Genomic DNA, 23,360 nt, shown 5'->3' on the forward strand with positions numbered 1-23,360 from the left:
GCCGCCGCTCGACCCAGCCCCGGGAGCCTCCTTGGCCTCACTGCGACGCACCATGCGCGACTGGCGCGACTATCTCCTGCTGCGGCTGGTCTTCCTGCTGGCCAGTCCGCTGCCCATGCGCTGGCTCCAGAAGCTGGGGCGCGCGCTGGGACTGTTCTGCTGGACGGTGATCCCCTTCCGCAAGGCCGTGGTCCTGGACAATCTGCGCGCAGCGTTCGGCCATGAGCTGGACGAGGCCGCGCTGCAGCGTCTCGGACGGGAATCCTATGCCCAGCTCGGCACCACGCTGCTCGAGTTCTGCGGGTACTGGCGCCTGAAGCCCGAGCAGGTCTGCGACCTCGTGGAGCTGACCGACGAGCACTACCTGCAGGAGGTGCGCGACGCCGGCGAGGGCGCGCTCCTGGTGTCGGGCCACTTCGGGAACTGGGAGCTCATCGGCGCCCGTCTGGCTGCCATGGGCTTCGACGTGAACTTCCTGGCCAAGACCCAGTCCAACGAACGGGTCGACCGCCTCCAGAACGACCTACGCGCCCGCGCCGGCGTGGGCGTCATCCGGGCCGGTCCATCGATCAAGGCCATGGTCCGGGCCCTGCGCGCCGGCGGGCTCATCGGCCTCTTGGGCGACCAGGACGCCGGCGACGCCGGCCTGTTCGTCGACTTCCTGGGCCGGCCGGCCAGCGTGTTCCGCGGCACCGCCAGCCTCGCCTGGCGACTGCGCTGTCCGGTGCTCACCGGCTTCGGCGTGCGCCTGCCCGACGGCCGGCATCGGCTCGAGGTGAGCCCGCCCCTGCGGCTCGACCCGGACTGGGACGAGGAGACCGCCATCAACGAGATCACCCGGATCCATACGCAACGACTGGAGGCCATGGTGCGTAGGCACCCGGACCATTACTTCTGGGTCCACCGCCGCTGGAAGACCCGCCCTCCGGAGGAGAAGCCGTGATCGAAGTCCATGATCTGGTCAAGAAATACGGTTCGCACACCGCGGTCGATCGGGTGAGCTTCACCATCGAACGCGGCGAGCTCTTCGGCCTGCTCGGGCCGAACGGTGCCGGCAAGACCACCACCATCTCCGTGCTCAGCACGCTGCTGCCGGCCACCGATGGCCGCGCCGTGGTCGCCGGTTGCGACGTGGATCGCGACCCAGGCGGTGTCCGGCGACGCATCGGGGTCGTGCCGCAAGAGATCGCCGTCTACGAGGATCTCAATGCCACCGACAACCTGCTCTTCTGGGGCAAGCTCTACGGCCTGTCGGGCAAGCAGCTGGTCCGCCGCACCGAGGAGATGCTCGAGGTGGTGGACCTGGCGGCGCACGCCCGGCAGCGGGTGGCCTCGTTCTCGGGCGGCATGAAGCGGCGTCTGAACCTGGCCTGCGGCCTGATGCACGGACCCGAGGTGCTCTTCCTCGACGAGCCCACCGTGGGCATCGACGCCCAGGCACGCAGCAACATCCTCGAGCTCATCCGGCGCCTCAACGTCGACGGGCTGACCGTGCTCTACACCACGCATTATCTCGAGGAGGCTGAGCAGCTCTGCCACCGCATCGGAGTCATCGACCGCGGCAAGCTCGTGGCGCTGGGCGACAAGGAGGACCTCATCCGCCAGATCGGCGACGAGGACACCGTGCGCTTCCGGCTCGACCAGAACGCATGGGAGGCCTTCGAGTCCGCCGCCCAGGGCTGGCCTGCAGTGCACGAGATGCGCTACGAACGACAGCTGGTCACCCTGCGAACCAAGGATGGCGCCGCGGTCCTGCCCGCCATCCAGGACTGGCACACGTCGCGCTCGCTCGCCCTGGCGCACCTCGAGGTGGAGCGGCCCAACCTCGAGACCCTCTACCTCAATCTCACCGGCCGTGCCCTGAGGGAGTAGCCCATGACGCGTGGTCTGAAAGCCCTGGTCTGGAAGGACCTCCTGCGTCAGGTCAAGGACGTCAAGGGGTTGCTGATCTACCTGGCCGTCCCCCTGGTGCTGACGTTCATCATGGGCGTCAGTTTCGGTGGCGGTGTGTTCGGACGCTCGGGCATCAGCGCGATCCCGCTCGCCCTTTCCGGCGGCGACCTCGATGCCGGCCTGCAGGATCGGTTCGCCGAGGCCCTGCGCCGGACAGAGCTGTTCACCGTCACCTGGACCGACAGCACCACCGCCAAGGACCTGGTGCGGCGCGGCGACGTGCGCGCCGCGCTCCTGCTGCCCGATCGCCTGGTCGACCGCTTCTTCGGCGGCGAGGACGTGGTGCTCGAGCTCTGGAAGGATCCCAACAGCCAGGTGGGGGCCGGTGTGGTCGAGAGCATCCTCACCGGCTTGCTGAGCCAGTTCCAGGCCAGCGAAGCGGCCTACCGGGCGCTGTGGCCCGAGGACGACCCCAGCGTCCTGGCCGCAGACGACGGCCCACTCACCGATCTCTTCTCCGGCGATCCGGTGCGCATGATCCAGGTGCTGCGCGCCGATGACGGTACGGTCCGCCGCGAGTTGCTCGACCACCTCGAGCGGAGCGCGGTCTTCGCCGAGGCCATGCGCGAGCCCGCCATGCCGCTCGCGTTGCACGACCGGCAGGACTGGGAGTCCGCCAGCGGCGATGCGCGGACCAGTCGCAGTCTCTACGATTACTACCTGCCCAGCTTCGCGGTCTTCTTCATGATGTTCGGCACCGCAGCCGTGGTGCGCGACCTGCACCGCGAGCGCGCGAGCAAGACCCTGGCGCGGCTTCTGTGCGGCCCCACCAGCGTGGTGGCGGTGGTTCTGGGCAAGTGGCTGACGGCCATGATCATGTCGTCGGCCCAGCTCGTGGTGCTGCTCCTGGCCGGCGGCCTGCTCTTCGGCGTCCGGGTCTTCGATGCGCCGGTCGCCCTGGCCCTGGTGGCGGTGGCCGCCAGCGGCGCCGCGGCCAGCGTCTACCTGGTGATCAGCCTGATCGCGAGCACCGAGAAGGTGATGGACGCCATCACCACGGTCTTCACCCTGATCTGCGGCATGCTCGGGGGCAACTTCTTTCCGGTGGACCTCATGCCCACGGGCCTGGTCCTGTTCGGCCGGGCGACATTCAACTACTGGGCCAACAAGGGCTTCAGCGATGTCATCGCCCACGGCAAGGGGCTGGTCGCCGTGATCCCGGAAGTGAGCGTCCTGGTGGTGATCGCCGCGTTGGGCCTGCTGGTGTCCACGGCGATCTTCAGCTTGCGGCAGCGGCAGGGGGTGGCGGCATGAACCCCACCTTCGTGCGCGCCATCGTGATCATGCGCCTCAAGCGCATCGCCGCCGAACGGGCCAACCTCATCTGGCTGGTGGTCATGCCGCTCGTGTTCAGCTTCCTGATGGGGATCCTCATGGGCAACTGGTCCGGCCAACCCGGCAGCAAGCCCAGCCTGCGGGTCTACGGGGTGGCCGAGGGCGGTGCCGCTCTCGACGAGATCCTCGAACCGCTCCGCGATCATCCCGATTTCGCGCTGGATCTCCGCGACACCACCACCACCGTGGCCCGCGCCCAGCTGCTCCTGGAGAAGCGCTACGTCTCCGGGGTGCTGAGCGTACCGGCAGGCTATGCGGACAGCCTGGCGGCGGGGCGTGATCCCGTCCTGGACTTCTACCACGACAGCGACCGCACCAGCAGCCAGGCCATCCGGCGCGCCGTGGAGGCCGCCCACGCCGGCGCCGCGGTGCGTCAGGCCGCCCTGGCGCTGGTGGATCCGGCAGCCCAGGAACCGGGCAAGGCCCCGATCTTCCACGAGGCGTTCTACGACAGCCTCCTGGCAGCGCCCCGGATCCGGCTGGCGTCCGCATCGCTGGGCCGCAGCCGGGAAGCGGACCTGCTGATGCTCACCGACGCCCGGCAGCACTCGGGCCCCTCGTACACCCTCATGTTCATCCTCATGTTCCTGCTCATGAGCGCGAAGGATCTGGTGCAGGAGCGCCAGCAGCGCACCCTCGACCGCCTGCGGCTGGCCCATCCGAGTACCGCCGACCTGGTGGCCGGTTTCTTCCTGACGGGCATGGTGGTGGGCGTCCTGCAGGCCGCCGCGCTCCTGAGCTTCAACACCCTGCTCTTCGGCATCGACTACGGTCCGAGCCCGGTCTGCCTCGCCCTGGTGGTGCTGCTCTTCGTGGCGGTCAGCTCGGCCGCCGGCTTGCTCCTGGGCACGCTGTCGCGCTCGGGCGGCCAGGCCGACGGCCTGGGCATGGTTTTCGGCCTGGGCATGCCGGCGCTCGGCGGGCTGTGGTGGCCGCTGGAAGTGGTGCCGCCGTTCATGCAAGCGTTCGGCCGCGCCCTGCCCACCGGTCAGGCCATCACCGTCTTCCACGACATGATCGGCCGTGGGTGGGGGGTGCAGCAATCGCTGCCCATGCTGGGCGGGCTGCTGCTGTGGCTGGTGATCCTGCTCGGTCTGGCGGTCTACAGCTTCCGGCGCACGGTCGAGCCCTGATCGCGCCGGGTTAGCCGGGCTGGAAGCCGATCTGACTGCTGTCGGCCGCGGCGCCCGGGTGCAGCCTGATCTCGCCGTGCTGCTCCTCGAAGCGCTCGAGGTTCTGGCCCAGCGTGCGGTGCAGCCCCTTGGCCGCGGCCGGGGTCAGGATGATCCGGGCATGGACCTTGGCTTTGGGCGTGCCGGGCAGCAGCCGGGCGAAGTCGAGGACGAATTCGCTGGGATTGCTGGCGACGATGGTCAGGTTGGCGTAGACCCCGTCGGCGGCCTCTGGTGACAGGTCGATGGAGATCTGCTTCTGCGGCGGCTGCGCCATGGGAAACCTCCGGTCGCGGGCGGGGGAACCGCCTCGCGGGGCGCGGGTTTGACAGGTCCGTCGTCGGGTGCTAGCGTCCCGCGGCCCGGATCTGCAGAGAACGGTGACTCCTGATAGGGGAAAGCAAACACGCCATGACCGAGAAGTTCAAGGAGATCCTCGCCGCCCTGCCGCGGCTCCGGCTGGCGGTGGTGGGCGACATCATGGTCGACCGCTTCCTCTGGGGCCATTGCGACCGGATCAGCCCCGAGGCGCCGGTGCCGGTGGTGCGGCTCGAGCGCGAGACCCTCAAGCTCGGCGGCGCGGCCAACGTGGCGGCCAACCTGCATGCGCTGGGAGTCGGCGTGCACCTGGTGGGGGTCTGCGGCGATGACGCCACGGCCTTCTCGCTGCGCGGTCTACTCGAGGGCATGGCCTTGCCCCAGGACGGCCTGGTCTCGCTGGCCGAACGGCCCACCACGGTCAAGACCCGCATCATCGCCCAGAATCAGCAGGTGGTGCGCGCCGACATGGAGGACGACCGGCCGCTGGAGGAGGCCCAGGCGTCCCTGGTCCAGGCCCGGTTGCACGACCTCGGCCCGTTCGACGGCATCGTCCTGAGCGACTACGGCAAGGGCCTGCTCACCGATGCCATGCTCGAGGCGGTCATCGGCTACGGGCGGCAGGACGGCGGCGTGGTGGTGGTCGACCCCAAGAAGGGCGATTACGCGCAGTACCGCGGCGTGACCTCGCTGACCCCGAACCAGAAGGAGGCCGAGGCCGCCTGCGCCCTGCCCATCACCGATGCGGCGAGCCTCACCCGCGCCGGCACGATCCTGCGCGAGCGGACCGACTGCGAGTGTGTCCTGATCACCCGCGGCGAGCACGGCATGAGCCTCTTCCACCGCGACGGCAGCGAGCATCATCTGCCCACCGAGGCCACCGAGGTCTACGACGTGACCGGCGCCGGCGACACCGTCATCGCGGTCTACACCGCGGCGCTCTGCGCCGGGGCCTCCTTCCGCGAGGCCGCCGGCCTGGCCAACCACGCCGCCGGCGTGGCCGTGCGCGAGGTTGGCACCGCGGCGGTGACCCGCAGCCAGCTGGCCGCGGCGGCCCATATCCTGGAGGACTGACGTGCGCGAGGTGGATCTGGGACGGGTGCTGGCGGCGGACGAGCTGGCGGCCTGGGGCGAGGCCGAGCGTGCCGCCGGCCGCACCATCGCCTTCAGCAACGGCTGCTTCGATCTGGTGCACACCGGGCATCTCTGGAGCCTGGCCGAGGCCGCGCGCCACGCCGATTCGCTCCTGGTCGCGGTCAACAGCGATGGCAGCGTGCGCGCGCTGAAGGGGGCCGGCCGGCCGCTGGTCCCCGAAGTGCATCGCGCGGCGCTCATCGCCGCCTTGCGACCGGTCACCGCGACCACCATATTTGACGCGCCAACACCGCGGGAGGTCATCCTCCTGGTGCGGCCGGACGTGCTTGTCAAGGGGTCCGAGTACGAGGAATCAGACATCGTCGGCGCCGAGGACGTGCGGTCCTGGGGCGGCGATGTGGTCCGGGTGCCCATGCGGGCTGGTTGGTCGACCTCTTCCATCATCGCCGCCATCAAACACACCGACGGTTGACGCGCTCCCGTCAAGGCGGTGAGAACTCACACTTCTGTTTCTTGTAAGGAGAAGCGATGAGCAGGAAAAAGGTCATCATTCTCGGGGCCGCCGGCCGCGACTTCCACAACTTCAACTGCCGCTTCCGTGGAAACGAGGACTACGAGGTCGTGGCCTTCACGGCCACCCAGATTCCCGATATCGATGGGCGCAAGTACCCCGCCGAGCTGGCCGGCGACCTCTATCCAGCCGGCATCCCCATCGAGGACGAGGGCCGCATCGAGGAGCTGATCGCCGAGACTGGTGCCGACATGTGCATCATGGCCTACAGCGACCGCTCCTACCAGCAGGTCATGAGCCTGGGCAGCCGCGTCAACGCCGCGGGCGCCGACTTCGTCATGATGGGCGAGCGCGACACCCAGATCGAGAGCACCAAGCCGGTGATCTCGGTGGGCGCCGTCCGCACCGGCTGCGGCAAGAGCCAGACCAGCCGCGCCATCTGCCGCATCCTGCGCGAGGCCGGCAAGAAGGTCGTCGCCATCCGCCACCCCATGCCTTACGGCGATCTGGTGAAGCAGAAGGTCCAGCGCTTCGCCGAGCTCGCCGACCTCGAGAAGCACGATTGCACCATCGAGGAGATGGAGGAGTACGAGCCCCACATCGCCGCCGGCGGCGTGATCTACGCGGGCGTCGACTACGAGGCCATCCTGCGTGAGGCCGAGAAGGAAGCCGACATCATCCTCTGGGACGGCGGCAACAACGACACCACGTTCTACAAGAGCGACCTGCACATCGTGGTCGCCGATCCGCACCGTCCCGGCCACGAGAAGGAGTACTTCCCGGGCGAGACCAACGTGCGCATCGCCGACGTGGTGGTCATCAACAAGGTCGTCGAGGCCGAGTTCGAGGACATCCAGACCGTCCGCGACAACATCCGGGACATCAACCCCGACGCCGTGATCATCGAGGCCGCCAGCCCGCTGACCCTCGAGGGCGAGCTGAAGAGCCTGGAGGGCCTGCGCGTGCTGGTCGTGGAGGACGGGCCGACCCTGACCCACGGCGAGATGGCCTACGGGGCGGGCGTGGTGGCCGCCATGCGCATGGGCGCCGCCGAGCTCGTCGACCCGCGTCCCTGGGCCGTGGGCAAGCTGGCCGAGACCTTCGAGCTCTATCCCGAGATCGGCACGCTGCTGCCGGCCATGGGGTACGGCGACGAGCAGAAGGCCGACCTGGAGAAGACCATCAACGCCGTGGATTGCGACGCCGTGGTCATCGGCACACCCATCGACCTGAACCGGATCGTCAAGATCGACAAGCCCACCGTGCGCGTGGGTTACGAACTGCAGGAGATCGGAACGCCCAACCTGAAGCAGGTTCTGGCCAAGTTCCTGGGCTGAGTGGCCAGGGGCCGGGACCGGGTTTCCTGGTCCCGGCAATCTCCTGGCAGAACTCCTGTTTTCAGCTAAACTGGGTCCGGCCCTGCCACGGGGCCGGACCTTATTTCATGACGGTGGACGAGCAACCGGAGGTGAGGACGCGGTGAATATTCACGAATACCAGGGGCGCGACGTGCTCAGGCAGCACGGGCTGCCGGTGCCGCCGGGCCAGGTCGCCGATTCGGTGGACCGGGCCGAGGCGCTCGCCAAGGAACTGGGGCTGCCGGTCATGGTCAAGGCCCAGGTCCTGACCGGAGGCCGGGGCAAGGCTGGCGGCGTGAAATTCTGCGCCTCCCTCGACGACGTGCGCACCAATGCCGGCAACATCCTCGGCATGGACATCAAGGGCCACAAGGTCCGCAAGGTGCTGATCACCCCCGCGGTCGACATCGCCGAGGAGTATTACCTGGGCATGCTGGTCGACCGGCGCAGCGGGCGGGTCCACGTCATGGCCAGCGCCGAGGGTGGGGTCGAGATCGAGCAGGTGGCGGTGGACAATCCCGAGGCCATCGTCCATTTCGACATCGACCCGCGCTACGGCCTGCTGGCGCACCAGGCGCTGGGTATCGGCCTCAAGCTCTGCCCCGGCGAGTTGAAGAAGGCGCGGCAGATCGGCAGCGCGCTGCAGAAGCTCTACACCGCGTTCGTGGCGGCGGATTCCAGCCTCGCCGAGATCAACCCCTTCATCTTCACCAAGGCGGGCGAGGGGCTGGCCATCGACGCCAAGGTCAACCTCGACGACAACGCGCTCTTCCGGCATCCCGACTACGAGGAGTTGCGCGACCGCCTCGCCGAGGACCCCTCCGAGCGCAAGGCGCGCGAGGCTGACCTCAGCTTCGTCAAGCTGCAGGGCAACGTGGGCTGCCTGGTCAACGGCGCCGGCCTGGCCATGGCCACCATGGATCTGGTCAAGCACTACGGCGGCCAGCCGGCCAACTTCCTCGACATCGGCGGCAGCTCCAACCCCGAGAAGGTGGTCAACGCGCTGAGCATCATCCTCGCCGATCCCGAGGTGAAGGCGATCCTCTTCAACATCTTCGGCGGCATCACCCGCTGCGACGACGTGGCCCGGGGCATCATCCAGGCCGCCGAGCAGATCAAGATCGACGTCCCCATCGTGGTGCGCCTGACCGGCACCAACGAGGAGGAGGCCCGCGCCCTGCTGGCGGAGACCGACCTGGTCCCGGCCGCCACCATGGACGAGGCCGTGCAGAAGGCCATCGAACTCGCGGGCTCCGCGGCGTAAGGGAGGACGGACGTGGCGATCTTCGTGAACAAGGACACCAAGGTGCTGGTCCAGGGCATCACCGGCCGGGACGGCAGCTTCCATTCGCAGGGCATGCTCGACTACGGCACCCCGCTGGTGGCCGGCGTGACCCCTGGCAAGGGCGGCCAGCGCTTCGCCGGCACGGTGCCGGTCTTCGACACGGTGGCCGACGCCGTGGCCGAGACCGGGGCCAACACATCGGTCATCTTCGTGCCGCCGGCGTTCGCCGCCGGCGCGGTCTACGAGGCGGCCGATGCCGGCGTCGAACTCGTGGTCTGCATCACCGAGGGCGTGCCCACCCTGGACATGGTGGCGGCCATGCCCTACCTGCAGGAGCGCGGCGTGCGCCTGATCGGACCCAACTGTCCCGGACTGCTGGCGCCGGGCATCGCCAAGCTGGGCATCATGCCTGCCAGCATCGTCAAGCCCGGCAAGGTGGGCGTGGTCTCGCGCAGCGGCACCCTCACCTACGAGGTGGTGTGGCAGCTCACCAGTGCGGGCCTCGGCCAGAGTACGTGCCTGGGTATCGGCGGCGACCCGGTCATCGGCACCACCTTCATGGACGCGGTGCAGGCCTTCGCGGCCGACGAGGACACCGACGCCCTCGTGCTCATCGGCGAGATCGGCGGTGACGCCGAAGAAACCGCGGCCGCCTACATCCAGGAGCACGTGGACATGCCGGTGGTGGCCTTCATCGCCGGTCGGACCGCGCCTCCGGGCAAGCGGATGGGGCATGCCGGCGCCATCGTCACCGGCGGCAGCGGCACCGCTGCCGACAAGACCAAGGCGCTCGAGGCGGCCGGTATTCCGGTCGCCGAGCGCGCCGCAGACATCGTGCCGCTCCTGCAAGAGCGGCAGCGCGAGCTCGGAGGCTAGCGTGCAGCAGACCTATTTCATGATCAAGCCCGAGATCCTGGCCGCTGCGGAGCAGAAGGTCGGAGCGATCCTGGCCCAGGTGAACGCCTCCGGATTCCGGATCCTCGACATGGCCATCCGGCAGCTCGATCGGCCGCTGGTGGAGGAATTCTACGGCGAACACCGGGGCAAACCGTTCTATCCGGAACTGGTGGACTACATCACCAGCGGGCCGGTGGTCTGCCTGCGGCTCGAACGCGAGGAGGCGGTGGCACGGTTGCGGGAGCTCATCGGCGCGACCAACCCCGCCGAAGCGACCGCCGGCACCATCCGGTTCCTTTACGGCGCCGAGCTCTCGCACAACGCCGTGCACGCCTCGGCCAATGCCGGGGACGCCGCGCGGGAACTGAAACTCATCTTCGGTTCCTGAGACGGTTATCCGGGCGGTCACGGGCCCCGTGGCCGCCTTGACAGGACCAGGACAGGGACTTAGAGTTGCCGGCTCATGAGACTGGACCTCGACAGGACCCCCACCGGTCAGAGCGATCTGGATGTGGCGGGGCGGTTCGACCTGGACTTCGGGACCGCCGGTCCCGCCGCGGTGCAGGTCGCCGGTTCCCTCAGGGTGGACAACCTGGAGGGACGGTGTATCTTGCGGGGCAAGCTGGTGGCGCAGGGGCTCGTGGCCTGCGGCCGCTGCCTGCAAGACTACACGCTGGAATTCGCGGTCCCCGTGGAGTTGGTGGTCCTGCGTGACACGGGTCACGAAGACGCGGACAGCGACACGCCGGTGGTGCACCAGCGCGACGGCGTGGTCGACCTGCGCGAACCGATTCGTGAGGCGGTGGTGCTGGCGGTACCCCAGGCGAGGGTCTGTCGCGAGGATTGCCGCGGTCTCTGCGTACAGTGCGGTGCCGACCTCAACGAGGGCGACTGCGACTGCACCGATGATGATGTCGATCCCCGCTGGGACGGCTTGCCCGGCTGAGCGGGAACTCCGCGCTTGACGGCGCGTTTGCGAGCCAGGATGGTCGGCCACGCGCCGGCCGGTTAACGAGCCCAAGGAGAGCAACGAGATGGCCGTCCCCAAGAAGAAGAACAGCCGCCAGCGTCGCGACAAGCGCCGGGCGAACTGGAGCCTGCGTACACCCGACCCCAGCAAGTGCCCGCATTGCGGTGCGGCGCGGCTGCCCCATCGGGTCTGCCGCGAATGTGGCTACTACGGTGAGCGTGAAGTCGTGGTGGTCGAGTCCTGACTTCGAATGCGTCAGCGCACGAGCCCGAAGCGGAGGATCGACGCATGGCCAGCGAATCCAGCCGACCACGGATTGCGGTCGACGCCATGGGCGGGGACATCGGCCCGGCGGCGGCCATTCCCGGCGCGCTCCAGGCGCTGCAGGGCGGCGAGGACTGCGAACTGCTGCTCTATGGTGATCCCGCGGTGGTATCCCGAGTCCTGAGCGAGGCCGACCTCGGGGACCTCGCGGTCGAGATCGTGCCCTGCAGCCAGGACATCGCCATGGGCGAATCGCCGGCAGCAGCGGTGCGCGGCAAGCCCGATTCGCCCATCGTCAAGGCCATGAAGGACCAGCGCGAGGGGCGTGTCGACGCGGTGGTCTCCGCAGGTTCCACCGGGGCCATGGTGGCGGCGAGCCTGCTCGTCCTGGGCCGGCTGCACACCGCAGACCGTCCCGCCATCGCCACCTTCATCCCCACCGTGCGGGGCGAAACCCTGCTGGTGGATGCCGGCGCCAACACCCAGGGCACGCCCGAACTGCTGGTGAGTTTCGCCCGCATGGGGGATGCCTACTGCCGCGCCATGCAGAACGTGGACACGCCCTCCATCGGCCTGCTCAACATCGGCGGCGAACCCGGCAAGGGCAACGAACTCGCGGTGGCGGCCCATGCCCAGCTCGCCGCTTCCGGCCTGGCTTTTCAGGGCAATGTGGAGGGCAACGAGATCCTGGTCGGGGCTTGCGACGTGCTGGTGACCGACGGATTCACCGGCAACATCGCCCTCAAGATGTGCGAAGGACTGGCCCAGTTCCTGAAGGCCCTGGGCGGCAGCGGCAAGCTGAGCGCCGAGGAACTGGGGGGGCTCAAGCTCCTGGCCGGCGTGATCGGCCGCCGCTTCAACTACGAGCTCTACGGTGGCGCCCCGTTGCTGGGGATCGACGGCGTGTCCATCATCTGCCACGGCCGCAGCACGGCGCTGGCCTTCACCCACGCCGTCAAGGTGGCGGCGCGCCAGGTCCGGGTCGGCTTGCCGGCCCTGATCGAGCACGCTCTGGCCACCGCGGCCGGAGAGGAAGGTTGACCGCGTGAACACCATCCATGTCCCCATGATCTTTCCAGGACAGGCGTCCCAGGCCGTCGGCATGGCCAAGGATCTGGCGGCAGCGGGCGGCACGGCCGCCGAATTCCTCGGGCGCGTCGACGCGACCCTTGGCGACGGCCTGACCAGCCTCATGTACGAAGGCCCGCTGGAGACGCTCACCGAGACCCGCCATGCCCAGCCTGCCATTCTGGCCCACAGTGTGGCCGTGGCCATGGCCCTGGGTGAACTGGGCATCGCGCCCTCGGCCGTGGCTGGCCACAGCCTGGGCGAATTTTCCGCCGCGGCGGTGGTGGGCAGCCTCACCCCCGAGCAGGCGCTCACCCTGGTGCGTCGGCGCGGCGAGCTGATGTTCACCGCGGGCGAGGAACGTCCGGGCACCATGGCCGCCATCATGGGCCTGACGGCCGACGCGGTACGCGAGGTCTGTGCGGAGGTGTCCCGCGAACACGGGTCGGTGGTGCTGGCCAATCACAACTCCGAGGCCCAGGTGGTCATCTCCGGCGCCGTGGACGCGGTGCCGGTGGCCTGCGAGGAACTGAAGGCGGCCGGTGCGCGCCGGGTCACGCCGCTGAACGTCAGCGGCGCCTTCCACTCGCCTCTCCTGGCCGAAGCCGCCGCCACGTTCGCGGCCGATCTCGAGGAGACCGAGTTCGAGGATCCCGCCGTGCCCCTGGTGGCGAACGTCTCGGGCCGACCGGTGAGCCGGGCCAGCGATCTGCGGTCCGGCCTCAAGCGACAGCTCACCTCGCCGGTGCTCTGGCACGACACCATGCACTGGATGGTGGCCGGACAGGCCGAGGCACCCCGCGTGGTGCTGGAGGTGGGCCCCGGCAAGGTGCTTTCCAACCTGGCGCGCCGGGCCTATCCCGGCGTGACGTTCCTGCCGGTGGGGACCGTGACGGACCTGGAGGAGATTCGCGGCCAGCTCGAGAGCATCCTCGCTGACGACAATCCCCGCAGCATGGAGGCCCAGAATGGCGACTGAGGGTGTGGTCATCGTCACGGGAGCCAATCGCGGCATCGGCAAGGCGCTGGCCCGTGATCTCGCCAGCGCGGGGCATCCCATCGCCATGGTCGGCCGCAGCCTGGAGAGGCTCGAGGAGGCCCGGGCGGAATTCGCCAGCGAGACCGCGATCCGCTGCTATGCGGCCGACGTGGCGGACTGGGATCAGGTGCAGGCGGCCGTGGCCGCCATCCAGGGCGATTTCGAGACGATCCATGGCCTGGTCAACAACGCCGGGATCACCCGTGACGGCCTGGTGGTGCGCATGTCGCCGGCCGATTGGCAAGCGGTTCTGGATGTCAATTTGACCGGGACGTTCTACTTTACACGCTCGGTAGCCCCGATTATGATGCGGCAGCGCTCGGGGCGGATCGTGAATATCAGCTCTGTGATCGGTCTGACCGGCAATGCCGGACAGGCCAATTATGCCGCCGCCAAGGCGGGCATCGTGGCCATGACGAAGTCGGTGGCCCGAGAACTCGGTGGCCGGGGCGTGACGTGCAACGCCATCGCTCCTGGTTTCATCGAAACCGACATGACCGCTGATCTTGGCGACAAGGTCAAAGCGGACATGCTGCAGCGGATTCCGCTCAAGCGTTTCGGCCAGGTCGAAGACCTGTCGGGCGCCGTGCGGTTCCTCTTGTCTCCAGACGCCGCTTGGATCACCGGCCAGACTCTGGTGGTCGACGGCGGCATGGTCATGTAGCGAACGCGACGCTCAAGGAGGGCCATCGTCATGGCTTCGATTCAGGAAAAGGTGTACGAGATCATCGAGCGCAAGCTGTCCGTGAACCCCGAGCAGATCACCCCCGAGGCTTCCTTCCTCGACGATCTGGGTGCTGACAGCCTGGATACCGTGGAACTGGTGATGGATCTCGAAGACGAGTTCAACATCACGATTCCGGATGAGGATCAGGAGAAGCTGCGGACGGTCCAGGACTCCATCGATTACCTCGAGGAGCGCATCGCGGACCAGTAGTTCGCAAGATCGCCGCCACCGGCTCTGGGCCGGGGACTCGGCTTCGACCCCGGCCCTCAGCGCGCATACGCTGGGGCCGGGGTCGTTAATTCCACCGCACATGGAGGTTTGGCCGTGAACCAGCGGAACGTCGTCGTCACCGGCATTGGCATGGTGACGGCTCTCGGCCTCGATCGGGACACGACCTGGAACGCCCTCAAGGCCGGCAAGAATGGCGTGGGGCCCATCACCGCCTTCGACACCGAGGGCTACCGCACGACCTTCGCCGCCGAGGTCAAGGGCTTCGATCCTGATCAATACATGGATCCCAAGGAATCCCGCAAGGCCGATCGCTACGCCCAGCTCGCCATCGCCGCCTCGCAGCAGGCCGTGGACCAGGCCGGGTTGACCGAGCCCGAGAACCCCTATCGATACGGCGTGATCATCGCCTCGGGGATCGGCGGCATGCTCACCTTCGAGGATCAGCACTCGCGCCTCGTCAAACGCGGTCCGCGCGGTGTCTCACCCATGTTCATCCCCATGATGATCGCCGACATAGCCGCTGGGCTGGTCTCCATCCGGTACGGCTACCGCGGCCCCAACTACTGCACCACGTCGGCCTGCGCCTCGGCCGGCCACGCCATCACCGCGGCCTGCGACCAGATCCGTCTGGGGGCCGCCGACGTGATGCTCGCCGGCGGTAGCGAGGCGGCCGTCTGCCCCATGGCCCTATCGGGGTTCGGGAACATGAAGGCCCTCTCGGCCCGCAACGACGATCCCGCCACCGCCAGCCGCCCCTTCGACCTCGAGCGTGATGGTTTCGTGCTCGGCGAGGGCGCCGGCGTGCTGGTGCTCGAGGCGGAGGAGCATGCCCGCGCCCGTGGGGCGGAGATCCTGGGGGAGATCGTGGGTTACGGCGCCACCGGCGACGCCTACCACATCACGCAACCGGCCGCCGAGGGACATGGCGCCGTGGCCAGCATGACCGCCGCGCTCGAGGTGGCCGGCATCACGCCCGAGCAGGTGGGCTACATCAATGCGCACGGGACCTCGACCCCCTGGAACGACAAGATCGAGACCCTGGCCATCCGCAAGGTCTTCGGGGCGCACGCCGAGCGGTTGAAGATCTCCTCGACCAAGTCCATGACCGGGCACCTGCTCGGCGCGGCCGGCGCGGTCGAGGCGGCCTCCACCATCCTCTCGTTGCGCGAGGGCGTGCTGACGCCGACGATCAACCTGACCAATCCGGACCCCGAGTGCGACCTCGACTACTGCGCGGGTGAGGCCGTCCACCAGCGCGTCGACTACGCGCTCTCCAACTCCTTCGGTTTCGGCGGCCACAACGTGACCCTGTGCTTCAAGGCAATCGTCTGAGTCCCATGGGTCTGAAGGATTTTTGGCAGATCTTGACCGGGGAGCCGCCGGACCAGACCACGGCGGCTCCGGTGCCGGTCACCGATCCTGATCAGCGACGGCTTCTGGAAGCCAAGCTGGGCCATCACTTCAGCGACTCCTCTCTCCTGGAGAACGCGCTACTCCATCGGTCGCATGCCTTCGTGGTCAAGCATACGCGCGAGGACAGCAACGAGAGGCTGGAGTTCCTGGGCGATGCCGTGCTGGGCCTGGTGGTCAACGACTACCTCTATCAGCGCTATGCCGACTGCAGCGAAGGCGATCTGACCAAGATGAAGTCGCTGCTGGTCTGCCGCTCGCGCCTCTCTGAAGTGGCGACCAGCCTCGATCTCGGCGAGCACATCCGGATGTCCCGCAGCGAGGCGGCCACCGGCGGACGCCGTCGCTCGAGCATCCTGGCCGACACCACCGAGGCCGTCATCGGGGCCATCTATCTCGACGGCGGCCTCGTGGCCGCGCAGCGGATGATCAGCCGCTGCCTGCTCTCCAATTGCGACCAGATCCTGGCGCGCCGCGGTCAGGACAACCACAAGAGCCGCCTGCAGGAACTCATCCAGGGTCGGTTCAAGAACCCGCCCCGTTATCGCGTGGCGTCGGCCGAAGGTCCCGATCATGCACGCATCTTCAAGGTCAGCGTGACCTTCAACGGCCACTTGCTCGGCCAGGGGGAGGGCCCCAACAAGAAGACCGCCGAGCAGGAGGCTGCGCGGCGGGCCCTGGCGATGCTGGCCTCACAAGACGACCTTCTGGATAACCTCGCCAAGCCACCTGACGACTGACGGCTGCCCCACTGTCCGCGGCAGCCGGGAAGGATCCTCATGGGCCGCTCCATCCGCACCACGACGTTCATCCTGCTCATCCCCCTGCTGGCGGCCGTGGCGGCATCGACACCGGACACCTTGCCGCTCCCTGCCGACCAGGTGATGTATCTGCCCGACGATGCGGGCGAGGACATCGGTCTGCCGCTGGGCGCCACCGCGGCTTACGCCATCGGTCGCTCGCTCCAGCAACAGGGTCAGACCGACGCGGCGCTCGTCTATCTGAACCGTGCCTACCGGCTGGCGCCCGAGTCCTGGCGCATCTCCATCATCTACGCCCAGGCGCTGGTGGAGGCCGGTTACGTGCAGGACGCCACGCGGATCTACGGCGACCTGGTGACGGCCGAACCCGACAGCGTCGCTCAGCGGCGGCATTTCGCACTGCTGCTGGCCCAATCCGGTCGCACCAACGCGGCGTTGCAGCAGGTCGACGAGTTGCGCCGCCGCGGGGAGGATGATCCCGGGCTGATCAAGTTGCAGGCCGACCTGCTGGGCCGGCTCGATCGGGTCGACGAGGCGGTCAAGATCTACGAGGATGCCCGTCGCCGGGATCCCGACAACGCCGAGGATTACACCCTGGCCGCCGGGGCCCTGCTCCAGCGACAGGAGCGCTACGACGACATGGCCAAGCTGCTGCACGAGGGACTCGCGGACGATCCCACCAGCCGCGCCATGCGCGTGGCGCTGATCCGCTACCTGGCCTACCAGGGCAAGCTCGACGAGGCGCGCCAGGAGGCTTTTGCCGGCGATCAGGCCAGGCTCGAAGCGGGGGTCTCCACCCGTCCGGAATGCAGCCTGGAGTTGGCCGAGCACCTGGCCCGTCGGGGCGATTTCGCCGCGGCCGTCTCGGTCCTGACCGAGGTGCGCGACCGGGGGGGTCGCGACGAGGAGGCAGAATCCCAGCTTGCCCGCTACTTGCTGGGTCTGGGCCAGGTGGAGGAGGCCCTGGGCCTCTTGCCCGAGGCCGCCGAGACGTGGCCCCAGTCCGCCGAACTCCGTTATCTCTGGGGCCGGGCCGCCGAGCTGAACGATGATGTCGCGGGCGCCGAGCGCCACCTCGACGAAGCTGTCGCGCTGGCGCCCGAGATCGCACTCTACAGGATCAGCCTGCTGCGCCTGGCCATCGTCCATCACCGGGCCGACCTGGAAGCCGAGTCGCCCACGCCAGCTCAGAAGGAGTGGCGCGACAACATCCGCGAACATGCGCGTCGCGCCGCGGTCAGCGTGCACCCTCAGGACGCCGAAGGCCACATGATCCTGGGCTATACCTATCGATCGCTGGGGGAACTCGACCGTGCCTGCCGCCACTTCCACATGGCCGGCGAGGTCAACGAGACCAGAGTGGCGGCGCTGCTCGAGCTCAGCTTCTGCCTTCAGGAGGCCGGCCGTACGCAGGAGGCCAAGAAGACCCTCGCCAACCTGGCCAGCGAGTTCCCGGACGATCCCGAGGTGGCCAACAGCTACGGCTATTTCCTGGCTGATCTCGGTGAGAACCTGCAACACGCCGAGAAACTCGTGCGGCAGGCCTTGCGGGTGGAACCGCAGAACGGCGCCTATCTCGATTCGCTGGGGTGGGTCTACTATCAGCGCGGTGAGTATCAGGAGGCGTTCGACTACCTGGTCCAGGCCGCCAACCAGCGGCCCGACGACCCGGTCATCCTCGAGCATCTCGGACTGGCTCTCGAAAAACTGGGGCAGCGGGAGGAGGCGCGCAACGTCTGGCAAAGAGCGCTGGCGGCGGGCGGTGACGCCGAACATCTGCAAGAACTCATCCGCGGGCTCGCGCATGACGACTGAGGGTCGTCCTCCGCAGGCGCGTTTTCTTGCCGCCACCGCGTGCACCATGGCCATGCTGATGGCGGCCAGCGGTGTCCCCGCTGCGGATCTCCTGCTGGGCTCCTGGCACCTGAGCACTCCGCTTGGCGAGTCCGCCGGCTCCCTGCTGGCCCTGACCACGGGGGGGGCGGCCTGGCGCTGCGAGGTCGGCGCGGCGGATGAGGAACCGCCAGATCTTTTGCACCGACTCGGTCGTGGCTGGACCCTCACGGGTGACGGGCAGGGCGGGTTTGTCCAGCCCTGGCACGCTCCTTGGGAGCAGGTGGGACCGCAAGCCGCCGGGGCCTTCCAGCGCTTGCTGGCGATCTGGGCCGGCACGGAGGCGTGTCGGCTCGAGGGCACCGGAAGGCCGATGCGGCAGCGCTGGCGCACGGACACCTACGGCGAGTCCGCGGAATGCGTGGTGGTCGTCGAGAACTGGGACGACCTTCCCGCCGGCTGGCGACCGGTGTCGACGGCCACACCGGCGGCGGGTGCGCTCCGCCGCCGGCTCACCGCCCGGGGCGATGGCCGGGGCGGCGAAGGGTTGAGCCTGCGTCTGCGTTGGGTCGACGAGCACCTCGCCATCACGTCGGTCCGCTGGCCGGGCACCCTGGCCCTGCAGCGTCCACAGCAGCGACCGGTGGCCGTGCCGGAGGAGGCATTCCTGCCGCTGTGGCCCTTGGCGGAATTCCTGCCCTGAATCGATCTTGGCGCCACGGCATACTTTTACGGAACCACAGCGGACTCGTGTCTGTTTCAGGACGAGCCGGACGTGGTTGACCCAAGGAGAGGCAGCGTGAACCTTTCACGGGACGAATACACCCCAGGGATCAGTAGCGGTCCCGAAGGATTGAAGCAGATCCGGGACGAGGACCTCATCGTCCTGGTCCAGAAGGGCCACCGCCGGGCCTTCGATGAGATCGTGGCCCGGTACAAGGGTCGGCTCTATTCCTTCATCCTGCGCATGGTCAAGGACCCCACCCTGGCCGAGGAACTCTGCCAGGAGACCTTGATCCGGGTGTACATGCACGCGGACAAGTACCGGGAAATCGCCCGCTTCTCCACCTGGGTCTTCACCATCGCCACGAATCTCGTACGCAACCGCATGCGGCAACAGTCGCGCGCGCCGCGTTTCCTGAGCCTCAATCCGGTTCCCGACGAGGACGAGCAGCCCGTCGACCCCGCCGACCCCATCGCGGACCCCAGCCGGTCCATCGAGGGCGAGGAACTGGGCGAGCTGATCGCGGCGGCCACCGCCAAGATTCCGGAGAAGTACCGGATCCCCTTCTTGCTGCGCGAGGTGGAGCAACTCTCCTACGAGGAGATCCAGCAGGTGACCGGCCTCAAGCTGGGGACCGTGCGCTCCCGCATCAACCGCGCCCGGAACCGATTCCGCCAGAACATCAAACCCATGCTGAAGAACGAGGCCCTGCTGGCCGAGCTGGAGCAGATCGAGGCTCGGCAGGGCAATGAAGACGAATGACAAGAGATGGAGGCGACAGGGTATGAAGTGCAACAAGGCGCAGGAATGGATCAGCCTGGAGCTGGACGGCCAGCTGGCTCCGGAGCATGTCCCATGCTTGCAGGATCATCTCGAGACCTGTGACGACTGCCGCGGTTATCGGGCCGATCTGCAGCTGGGCCTGCGCATGCTCCAGGCGACCGAACCCGAGCTGCCCGAGAACTTCGACTGGAAGCTCCAGCTCCGGTTGAGCCAGACCCTCCGGGAAGCGACCCGGGACGCGTCCTATCCCTGGCAGCAGGCTGAGACCGGTTGGCGCCGCTGGTTCACGCGGGCCGGCTTCTCCGCCGTCCTCGGCATGGCGGCGGTGCTGGCGATCTCGCTGCTGGTGCCGCAGGCATTGACGCCGGGCCTGGTGGCCACCGGGGCTTCTCCGACCTCGCTGGAGACCATGCGGATTCCGGTCCAGGACGCCCAGCCGAATGCCGTGAGCGGTCTCTTCGACCCCAGCCGGCGCCCCCTGGAGACCGAGTTCAATCGCAACCTCGATCCTTTCGCTGCCGGTCTGCAGCGGCGGGTCAGCAGCAACAGCGGGTTCGGCGCCGCTTACTGGAGCGGGACCAACGAGCGCGATCTCCTGCGCATCCGGCATCTCGAGCAGGAGAACGAATCGTTGCGGCGGCGCCTGAGTATCCGCGAGCGCCACCTCGAGGTGCTCAAGGCCAAGCTTGACAGTCTCACCGAGCACCCCCTAGATAATCACTGAGGCGAGCGCACCGCTCGCCCGTGACCGTCTCTTCCGGAGGGCGACCGTGCGGTACCGAATCCCGCTAGCCCTGGCGCTCCTGGCAGTGCTGGGGCTGAGCGCTTGCAGCTTCGACGACGAGAAACCTCTGTTCATGGCGCCAGGTTCGTACGGGGACATCGCCATCGTGGTCTCACACGAGTCCCTGATCTCCGCCATGGCTCCGGTCATGGAGGCCATGAACGAGGAATTCACCTTCGTCCTCGCTCGCGAGAATCTCTTCAACTTCGACGTCTACGGGCCCGACCGCTGGGACCTGTGCAAGGGCTACAAGAACATCCTCTTCGTCTGGCGCGTGGGGGATGGCGGCCCGGTCGAGAAGGTCCTCAAGGACCGGCTCACCGACGCGGGGGAGGCGCGTGTCCAGGATGGGCGCGGCACGCTCCTGCAGATGGACGAACCCTTCGCCAACTACCAGTACGCGGTCATCCTCGCCGGCACCGATCGCAACAGCCTGTTGAGCTTCGTGCGCTCGCAGGTGCCAGATCTGCGGGATCGCTTCGAGCGCAAGTCGACCGAGCGGATCATGCGCCGGTATCGCTACGAGGGGCTGGACACCGAGACCATGAGCCTGATGTGGCGGCGCCACCGGTTCTTCCTCGAGTTGCCGCGCCAGTTCCAGCTCAACCAGGACGCTCCCGACGGTTACCCCGGGGTCGAATTCATGCAGACAGGACCCTCGCGCGGGATCACGGTGGCCTGGTCGCAGAGCAGCGACCCGGAACTCCTCCTCCAGCAGCATTTCCTGCTGCTGGAGCTCCGCAAGGAACTGGGACTGAAGCTCCACCACGAGGACATCGAACCCACCTCGCTGGTCTGGAAGGAGGATACGATCGGCGACCTGCCGGCCGTCCGCCTCGAGGGCGCCTGGACCAGCCGGCGTTTTGACGGCGGCGGCCCCTTCTGGTGCTGGTTCGTGGCCGACCCCGCCGGCCAGCGCGTGTTCTGCCTCGACGCGCTCTGCTATGCGCCGGGCCTGGACAAGCTCGACTTCTTCCGCCGGATGCGGAGCATCCTGCAGACCTTCGCCCTCGAACGCCCCCAGCCCTGACCCGGAGGCTCCCATGCTGCTCCGCCTGTTCCTCGTCGCTGCTCTCGCCCTGGGCATGGTCACCTCGGCGGCGGCTCAGAGTACGGGGCGCCACCGGCGCACTCCACCGCCCGAACCCGCCCCGGAGCAGGTCGCGGCCGCCACTCTCACCCGCAACTGGGCCTTGACCATCGGCGCCGGCCTGACCGCCAGCGGCGATCTCTTCCGGGTGCGCACCACCGGCGATTCCGGCATCCCCTGGTTGCCGCCCGGCGGAGCGCCGTTCCTATCCGATGACTTCAAGGTGACCCTCGACGAGAGCATCGGCCTGGCCGTGGGGCTGGCCCGCCGACTCGACACCCGGCTCTGGCTCCGGCTGGACATCTCCACCACGCAAATGGACATGACGGCCATCGCCCGGTCCGGCCAGACGGCATCCATCCAGCGCTGGGACCAGCTCACGGCGATCATGACCATCATGAGCCTGGAGTACCGGCTGGTGCCCCTGCCCAGCTTCCCCTACCTCCTGGGGGGGGTGGGCGCCACGGTGGTCGGCGGCGAGGGGACGAGCGACTATGACCAGACCCGGTTCGCCTGGCGTATCGGTGCTGGCTACCACCGGAACCTGACGCAGGGCTGGGGTCTCCGCGGGGAGATCCGGGGCACCATCCAGGCCCTCGATTTCGCCGACTATCGTCCGCCGGTCGATTCGGACAACCTCTACCCCGACGTGGCCGTGGAGGACTACGGCGCCACCCAATTCTGGGAATTCCTGATCATGATCCACGGTGGATTCTGAGTTATTTGGCTCACATTTATTGAACACACGCCAGATATTGCGACGCCATGTGCTGTCCCTTGATTCTTGCTTGGCGCTAGAGGCCAAGTGACGTATATTTCCATGGTTCTGCCCGAACCAGCATTGAATTTCCGGATCCACTTTCCCCAGACGAGAAGAGGGCCTAGCCGATGAGTAACGTGATCGCCGTGGTGAACCACAAGGGCGGCAGCGGCAAGACGACGACTGCCATCAACCTGGCTGCGGGCCTGATTCGCTATAGTGACGTGACGTCCTCGTGCCTGGTGATCGACATGGATCCGCACGGCTGCGCCACCAGCACCCTGCTGGGCAAGCTGGACGGGGAGCCGCCGGCGCGCAGCGTCTTCGACGTCCTGCGGCGGGCCATCACGCCCCACGATGGCATCACCACCACGGTCTACGACGAGGAGATCCACCTCCTACCGTCCAATCCCTCGCTGGAGAGCATGGCCAAGACCCAGATCACCGACCGGCTGGAGAAGGTGGTCTCGGCGCTAGCGCCCCACTACGGTTGGATCATCATCGACACACCGCCCAACCTCGGCGTCCTCACCCAGAACGCCCTGGTGGCGGCCAACTACGTCCTGATTCCCACGCCCTGCACGGGCCTGGCGGTCCCGGCCCTGCGCCAGCTCACCGCGCTCATCGACCGGATCAGGGAACGGCAGAACACCTGGCTGCAGATCATCGGGGTCCTGCTGACCCTGAAGGATGGCCGCACACCGTTGTTGAAGAACGTCCGACGCGAGTTGGGGCAGGTCTTCGACAAGAATGACATCTTCAAGACCAACATCACCAACAATATCAAGATCGAGGAAGCGCCGGCCAATTTCCAGAGCATCTACGCCTACGATTCGGGCTGCCTCGGCGCCTCCCTCTACCGCGACTGGATCAAGAAGGAATTCTTGCGCCGGCACCAGAAGCTCGAGAAGAAGCGCCTCGAGGAGCGCGAAGCCGCGGCGGCCGAGTTGGCCGCAGCCATGGCCGAGGAGATTCAGGGCGAAGAATAGCGG

At 67.8% G+C, this 23,360-nt stretch carries 26 protein-coding genes; 25 read left to right on the top strand and 1 reads right to left on the bottom strand.

Annotated elements, in window-relative coordinates; all coding sequences use genetic code 11:
* The first annotated feature begins 31 nt into the window (after positions 1 to 31).
* Genes IFSED24_RS04630 through IFSED24_RS04645 form a run of 4 tightly spaced genes read left to right on the top strand, consistent with a single transcriptional unit; the run spans position 32 to position 4,421 of the window.
* Entirely contained in the window at positions 32 to 943 is a 912-nt protein-coding gene (locus IFSED24_RS04630; RefSeq protein WP_491334051.1) for a lysophospholipid acyltransferase family protein, read from the top strand.
* The gene (locus IFSED24_RS04635) at positions 940 to 1,872 is read left to right on the top strand and encodes an ABC transporter ATP-binding protein (protein ID WP_491334052.1); all 933 of its coding nucleotides are present in this window, start codon (positions 940 to 942) and stop codon (positions 1,870 to 1,872) included. Before IFSED24_RS04630 ends, IFSED24_RS04635 begins: the two co-directional genes overlap by 4 nt.
* Positions 1,873 to 1,875: 3 nt before the next feature.
* Positions 1,876 to 3,207 carry an ABC transporter permease gene (locus IFSED24_RS04640; RefSeq protein ID WP_491334053.1) on the top strand — a complete coding sequence of 444 codons (1,332 nt, stop codon included), beginning with the start codon at positions 1,876 to 1,878 and terminating at the stop codon, positions 3,205 to 3,207.
* Positions 3,204 to 4,421 (top strand): ABC transporter permease, encoded by a 1,218-nt coding sequence (locus IFSED24_RS04645; protein ID WP_491334054.1) that lies wholly within the window; start codon positions 3,204 to 3,206, stop codon positions 4,419 to 4,421. Before IFSED24_RS04640 ends, IFSED24_RS04645 begins: the two co-directional genes overlap by 4 nt.
* A gap of 10 nt (positions 4,422 to 4,431) precedes the next feature.
* Here the strand turns inward: IFSED24_RS04645 and IFSED24_RS04650 are convergent, their stop codons facing one another.
* Positions 4,432 to 4,737 (bottom strand): DUF3467 domain-containing protein, encoded by a 306-nt coding sequence (locus IFSED24_RS04650; protein ID WP_491334055.1) that lies wholly within the window; start codon positions 4,735 to 4,737, stop codon positions 4,432 to 4,434.
* A gap of 134 nt (positions 4,738 to 4,871) precedes the next feature.
* Here IFSED24_RS04650 and rfaE1 point away from each other — a divergent pair, with 134 nt between their 5' ends.
* The 21 genes from rfaE1 (at position 4,872) to IFSED24_RS04755 (ending at position 23,357) form a co-directional block, all read left to right on the top strand.
* Positions 4,872 to 5,852: a D-glycero-beta-D-manno-heptose-7-phosphate kinase gene (rfaE1, locus tag IFSED24_RS04655; RefSeq protein ID WP_491334056.1), complete on the top strand. Its 981-nt coding sequence runs from the start codon at positions 4,872 to 4,874 to the stop codon at positions 5,850 to 5,852.
* Between the two features lies 1 nt (position 5,853).
* The gene (locus tag IFSED24_RS04660) at positions 5,854 to 6,345 is read left to right on the top strand and encodes an adenylyltransferase/cytidyltransferase family protein (protein WP_491334057.1); all 492 of its coding nucleotides are present in this window, start codon (positions 5,854 to 5,856) and stop codon (positions 6,343 to 6,345) included.
* A gap of 56 nt (positions 6,346 to 6,401) precedes the next feature.
* A complete protein-coding gene (locus tag IFSED24_RS04665) occupies positions 6,402 to 7,721 on the top strand; it encodes a cyclic 2,3-diphosphoglycerate synthase (protein WP_491334058.1) in 1,320 nt (439 codons plus the stop codon).
* A 142-nt stretch (positions 7,722 to 7,863) separates the two neighbouring features.
* Positions 7,864 to 9,006 (top strand): ADP-forming succinate--CoA ligase subunit beta, encoded by a 1,143-nt coding sequence (gene sucC / locus IFSED24_RS04670; protein ID WP_491334059.1) that lies wholly within the window; start codon positions 7,864 to 7,866, stop codon positions 9,004 to 9,006.
* A 12-nt stretch (positions 9,007 to 9,018) separates the two neighbouring features.
* On the top strand, positions 9,019 to 9,903 hold the full coding sequence (sucD, locus tag IFSED24_RS04675) for a succinate--CoA ligase subunit alpha (protein WP_491334060.1): 885 nt from the start codon (positions 9,019 to 9,021) through the stop codon (positions 9,901 to 9,903).
* Between the two features lies 1 nt (position 9,904).
* Positions 9,905 to 10,312 (top strand): nucleoside-diphosphate kinase, encoded by a 408-nt coding sequence (locus IFSED24_RS04680; protein WP_491334061.1) that lies wholly within the window; start codon positions 9,905 to 9,907, stop codon positions 10,310 to 10,312.
* A gap of 75 nt (positions 10,313 to 10,387) precedes the next feature.
* The gene (locus IFSED24_RS04685; protein ID WP_491334062.1) at positions 10,388 to 10,870 is read left to right on the top strand and encodes a YceD family protein; all 483 of its coding nucleotides are present in this window, start codon (positions 10,388 to 10,390) and stop codon (positions 10,868 to 10,870) included.
* Positions 10,871 to 10,958: 88 nt separating this feature from the next.
* Positions 10,959 to 11,138, top strand: coding sequence for a 50S ribosomal protein L32 (gene rpmF, locus IFSED24_RS04690; RefSeq protein ID WP_491334063.1), 180 nt, complete (start codon positions 10,959 to 10,961; stop codon positions 11,136 to 11,138).
* Between the two features lie 44 nt (positions 11,139 to 11,182).
* Complete coding sequence (plsX, locus tag IFSED24_RS04695) at positions 11,183 to 12,199, top strand: phosphate acyltransferase PlsX (RefSeq protein WP_491334064.1); 1,017 nt, start codon at positions 11,183 to 11,185, stop codon at positions 12,197 to 12,199.
* A 4-nt stretch (positions 12,200 to 12,203) separates the two neighbouring features.
* Positions 12,204 to 13,205: an ACP S-malonyltransferase gene (gene fabD / locus IFSED24_RS04700; RefSeq protein WP_491334065.1), complete on the top strand. Its 1,002-nt coding sequence runs from the start codon at positions 12,204 to 12,206 to the stop codon at positions 13,203 to 13,205.
* Positions 13,195 to 13,929: a 3-oxoacyl-[acyl-carrier-protein] reductase gene (fabG, locus tag IFSED24_RS04705; protein ID WP_491334066.1), complete on the top strand. Its 735-nt coding sequence runs from the start codon at positions 13,195 to 13,197 to the stop codon at positions 13,927 to 13,929. The genes fabD and fabG overlap by 11 nt, the downstream gene beginning before the upstream one ends.
* A gap of 24 nt (positions 13,930 to 13,953) precedes the next feature.
* Positions 13,954 to 14,202, top strand: coding sequence for an acyl carrier protein (acpP, locus tag IFSED24_RS04710; protein ID WP_491335029.1), 249 nt, complete (start codon positions 13,954 to 13,956; stop codon positions 14,200 to 14,202).
* A gap of 114 nt (positions 14,203 to 14,316) precedes the next feature.
* Positions 14,317 to 15,555, top strand: a complete 1,239-nt coding sequence (gene fabF / locus IFSED24_RS04715) for a beta-ketoacyl-ACP synthase II (RefSeq protein ID WP_491334067.1) — start codon at positions 14,317 to 14,319, stop codon at positions 15,553 to 15,555.
* Between the two features lie 32 nt (positions 15,556 to 15,587).
* A complete protein-coding gene (gene rnc / locus IFSED24_RS04720; protein ID WP_491334068.1) occupies positions 15,588 to 16,373 on the top strand; it encodes a ribonuclease III in 786 nt (261 codons plus the stop codon).
* 39 nt (positions 16,374 to 16,412) lie between these two features.
* Positions 16,413 to 18,209, top strand: coding sequence for a tetratricopeptide repeat protein (locus IFSED24_RS04725; RefSeq protein ID WP_491334069.1), 1,797 nt, complete (start codon positions 16,413 to 16,415; stop codon positions 18,207 to 18,209).
* Positions 18,199 to 18,930 carry a hypothetical protein gene (locus IFSED24_RS04730; protein ID WP_491334070.1) on the top strand — a complete coding sequence of 244 codons (732 nt, stop codon included), beginning with the start codon at positions 18,199 to 18,201 and terminating at the stop codon, positions 18,928 to 18,930. Before IFSED24_RS04725 ends, IFSED24_RS04730 begins: the two co-directional genes overlap by 11 nt.
* Positions 18,931 to 19,026: 96 nt before the next feature.
* The gene (locus tag IFSED24_RS04735; protein ID WP_491334071.1) at positions 19,027 to 19,713 is read left to right on the top strand and encodes a sigma-70 family RNA polymerase sigma factor; all 687 of its coding nucleotides are present in this window, start codon (positions 19,027 to 19,029) and stop codon (positions 19,711 to 19,713) included.
* Positions 19,714 to 19,735: 22 nt separating this feature from the next.
* On the top strand, positions 19,736 to 20,458 hold the full coding sequence (locus IFSED24_RS04740) for an anti-sigma factor family protein (RefSeq protein ID WP_491334072.1): 723 nt from the start codon (positions 19,736 to 19,738) through the stop codon (positions 20,456 to 20,458).
* 46 nt (positions 20,459 to 20,504) lie between these two features.
* Complete coding sequence (locus IFSED24_RS04745) at positions 20,505 to 21,548, top strand: DUF4837 family protein (RefSeq protein WP_491334073.1); 1,044 nt, start codon at positions 20,505 to 20,507, stop codon at positions 21,546 to 21,548.
* Positions 21,549 to 21,561: 13 nt separating this feature from the next.
* A complete protein-coding gene (locus tag IFSED24_RS04750) occupies positions 21,562 to 22,326 on the top strand; it encodes a hypothetical protein (protein ID WP_491334074.1) in 765 nt (254 codons plus the stop codon).
* Positions 22,327 to 22,496: 170 nt separating this feature from the next.
* On the top strand, positions 22,497 to 23,357 hold the full coding sequence (locus IFSED24_RS04755; protein WP_491334075.1) for a ParA family protein: 861 nt from the start codon (positions 22,497 to 22,499) through the stop codon (positions 23,355 to 23,357).
* The last annotated feature ends 3 nt before the right edge of the window (positions 23,358 to 23,360 follow it).

The organism is Candidatus Latescibacter sp. IFSED24 (assembly GCF_058273205.1).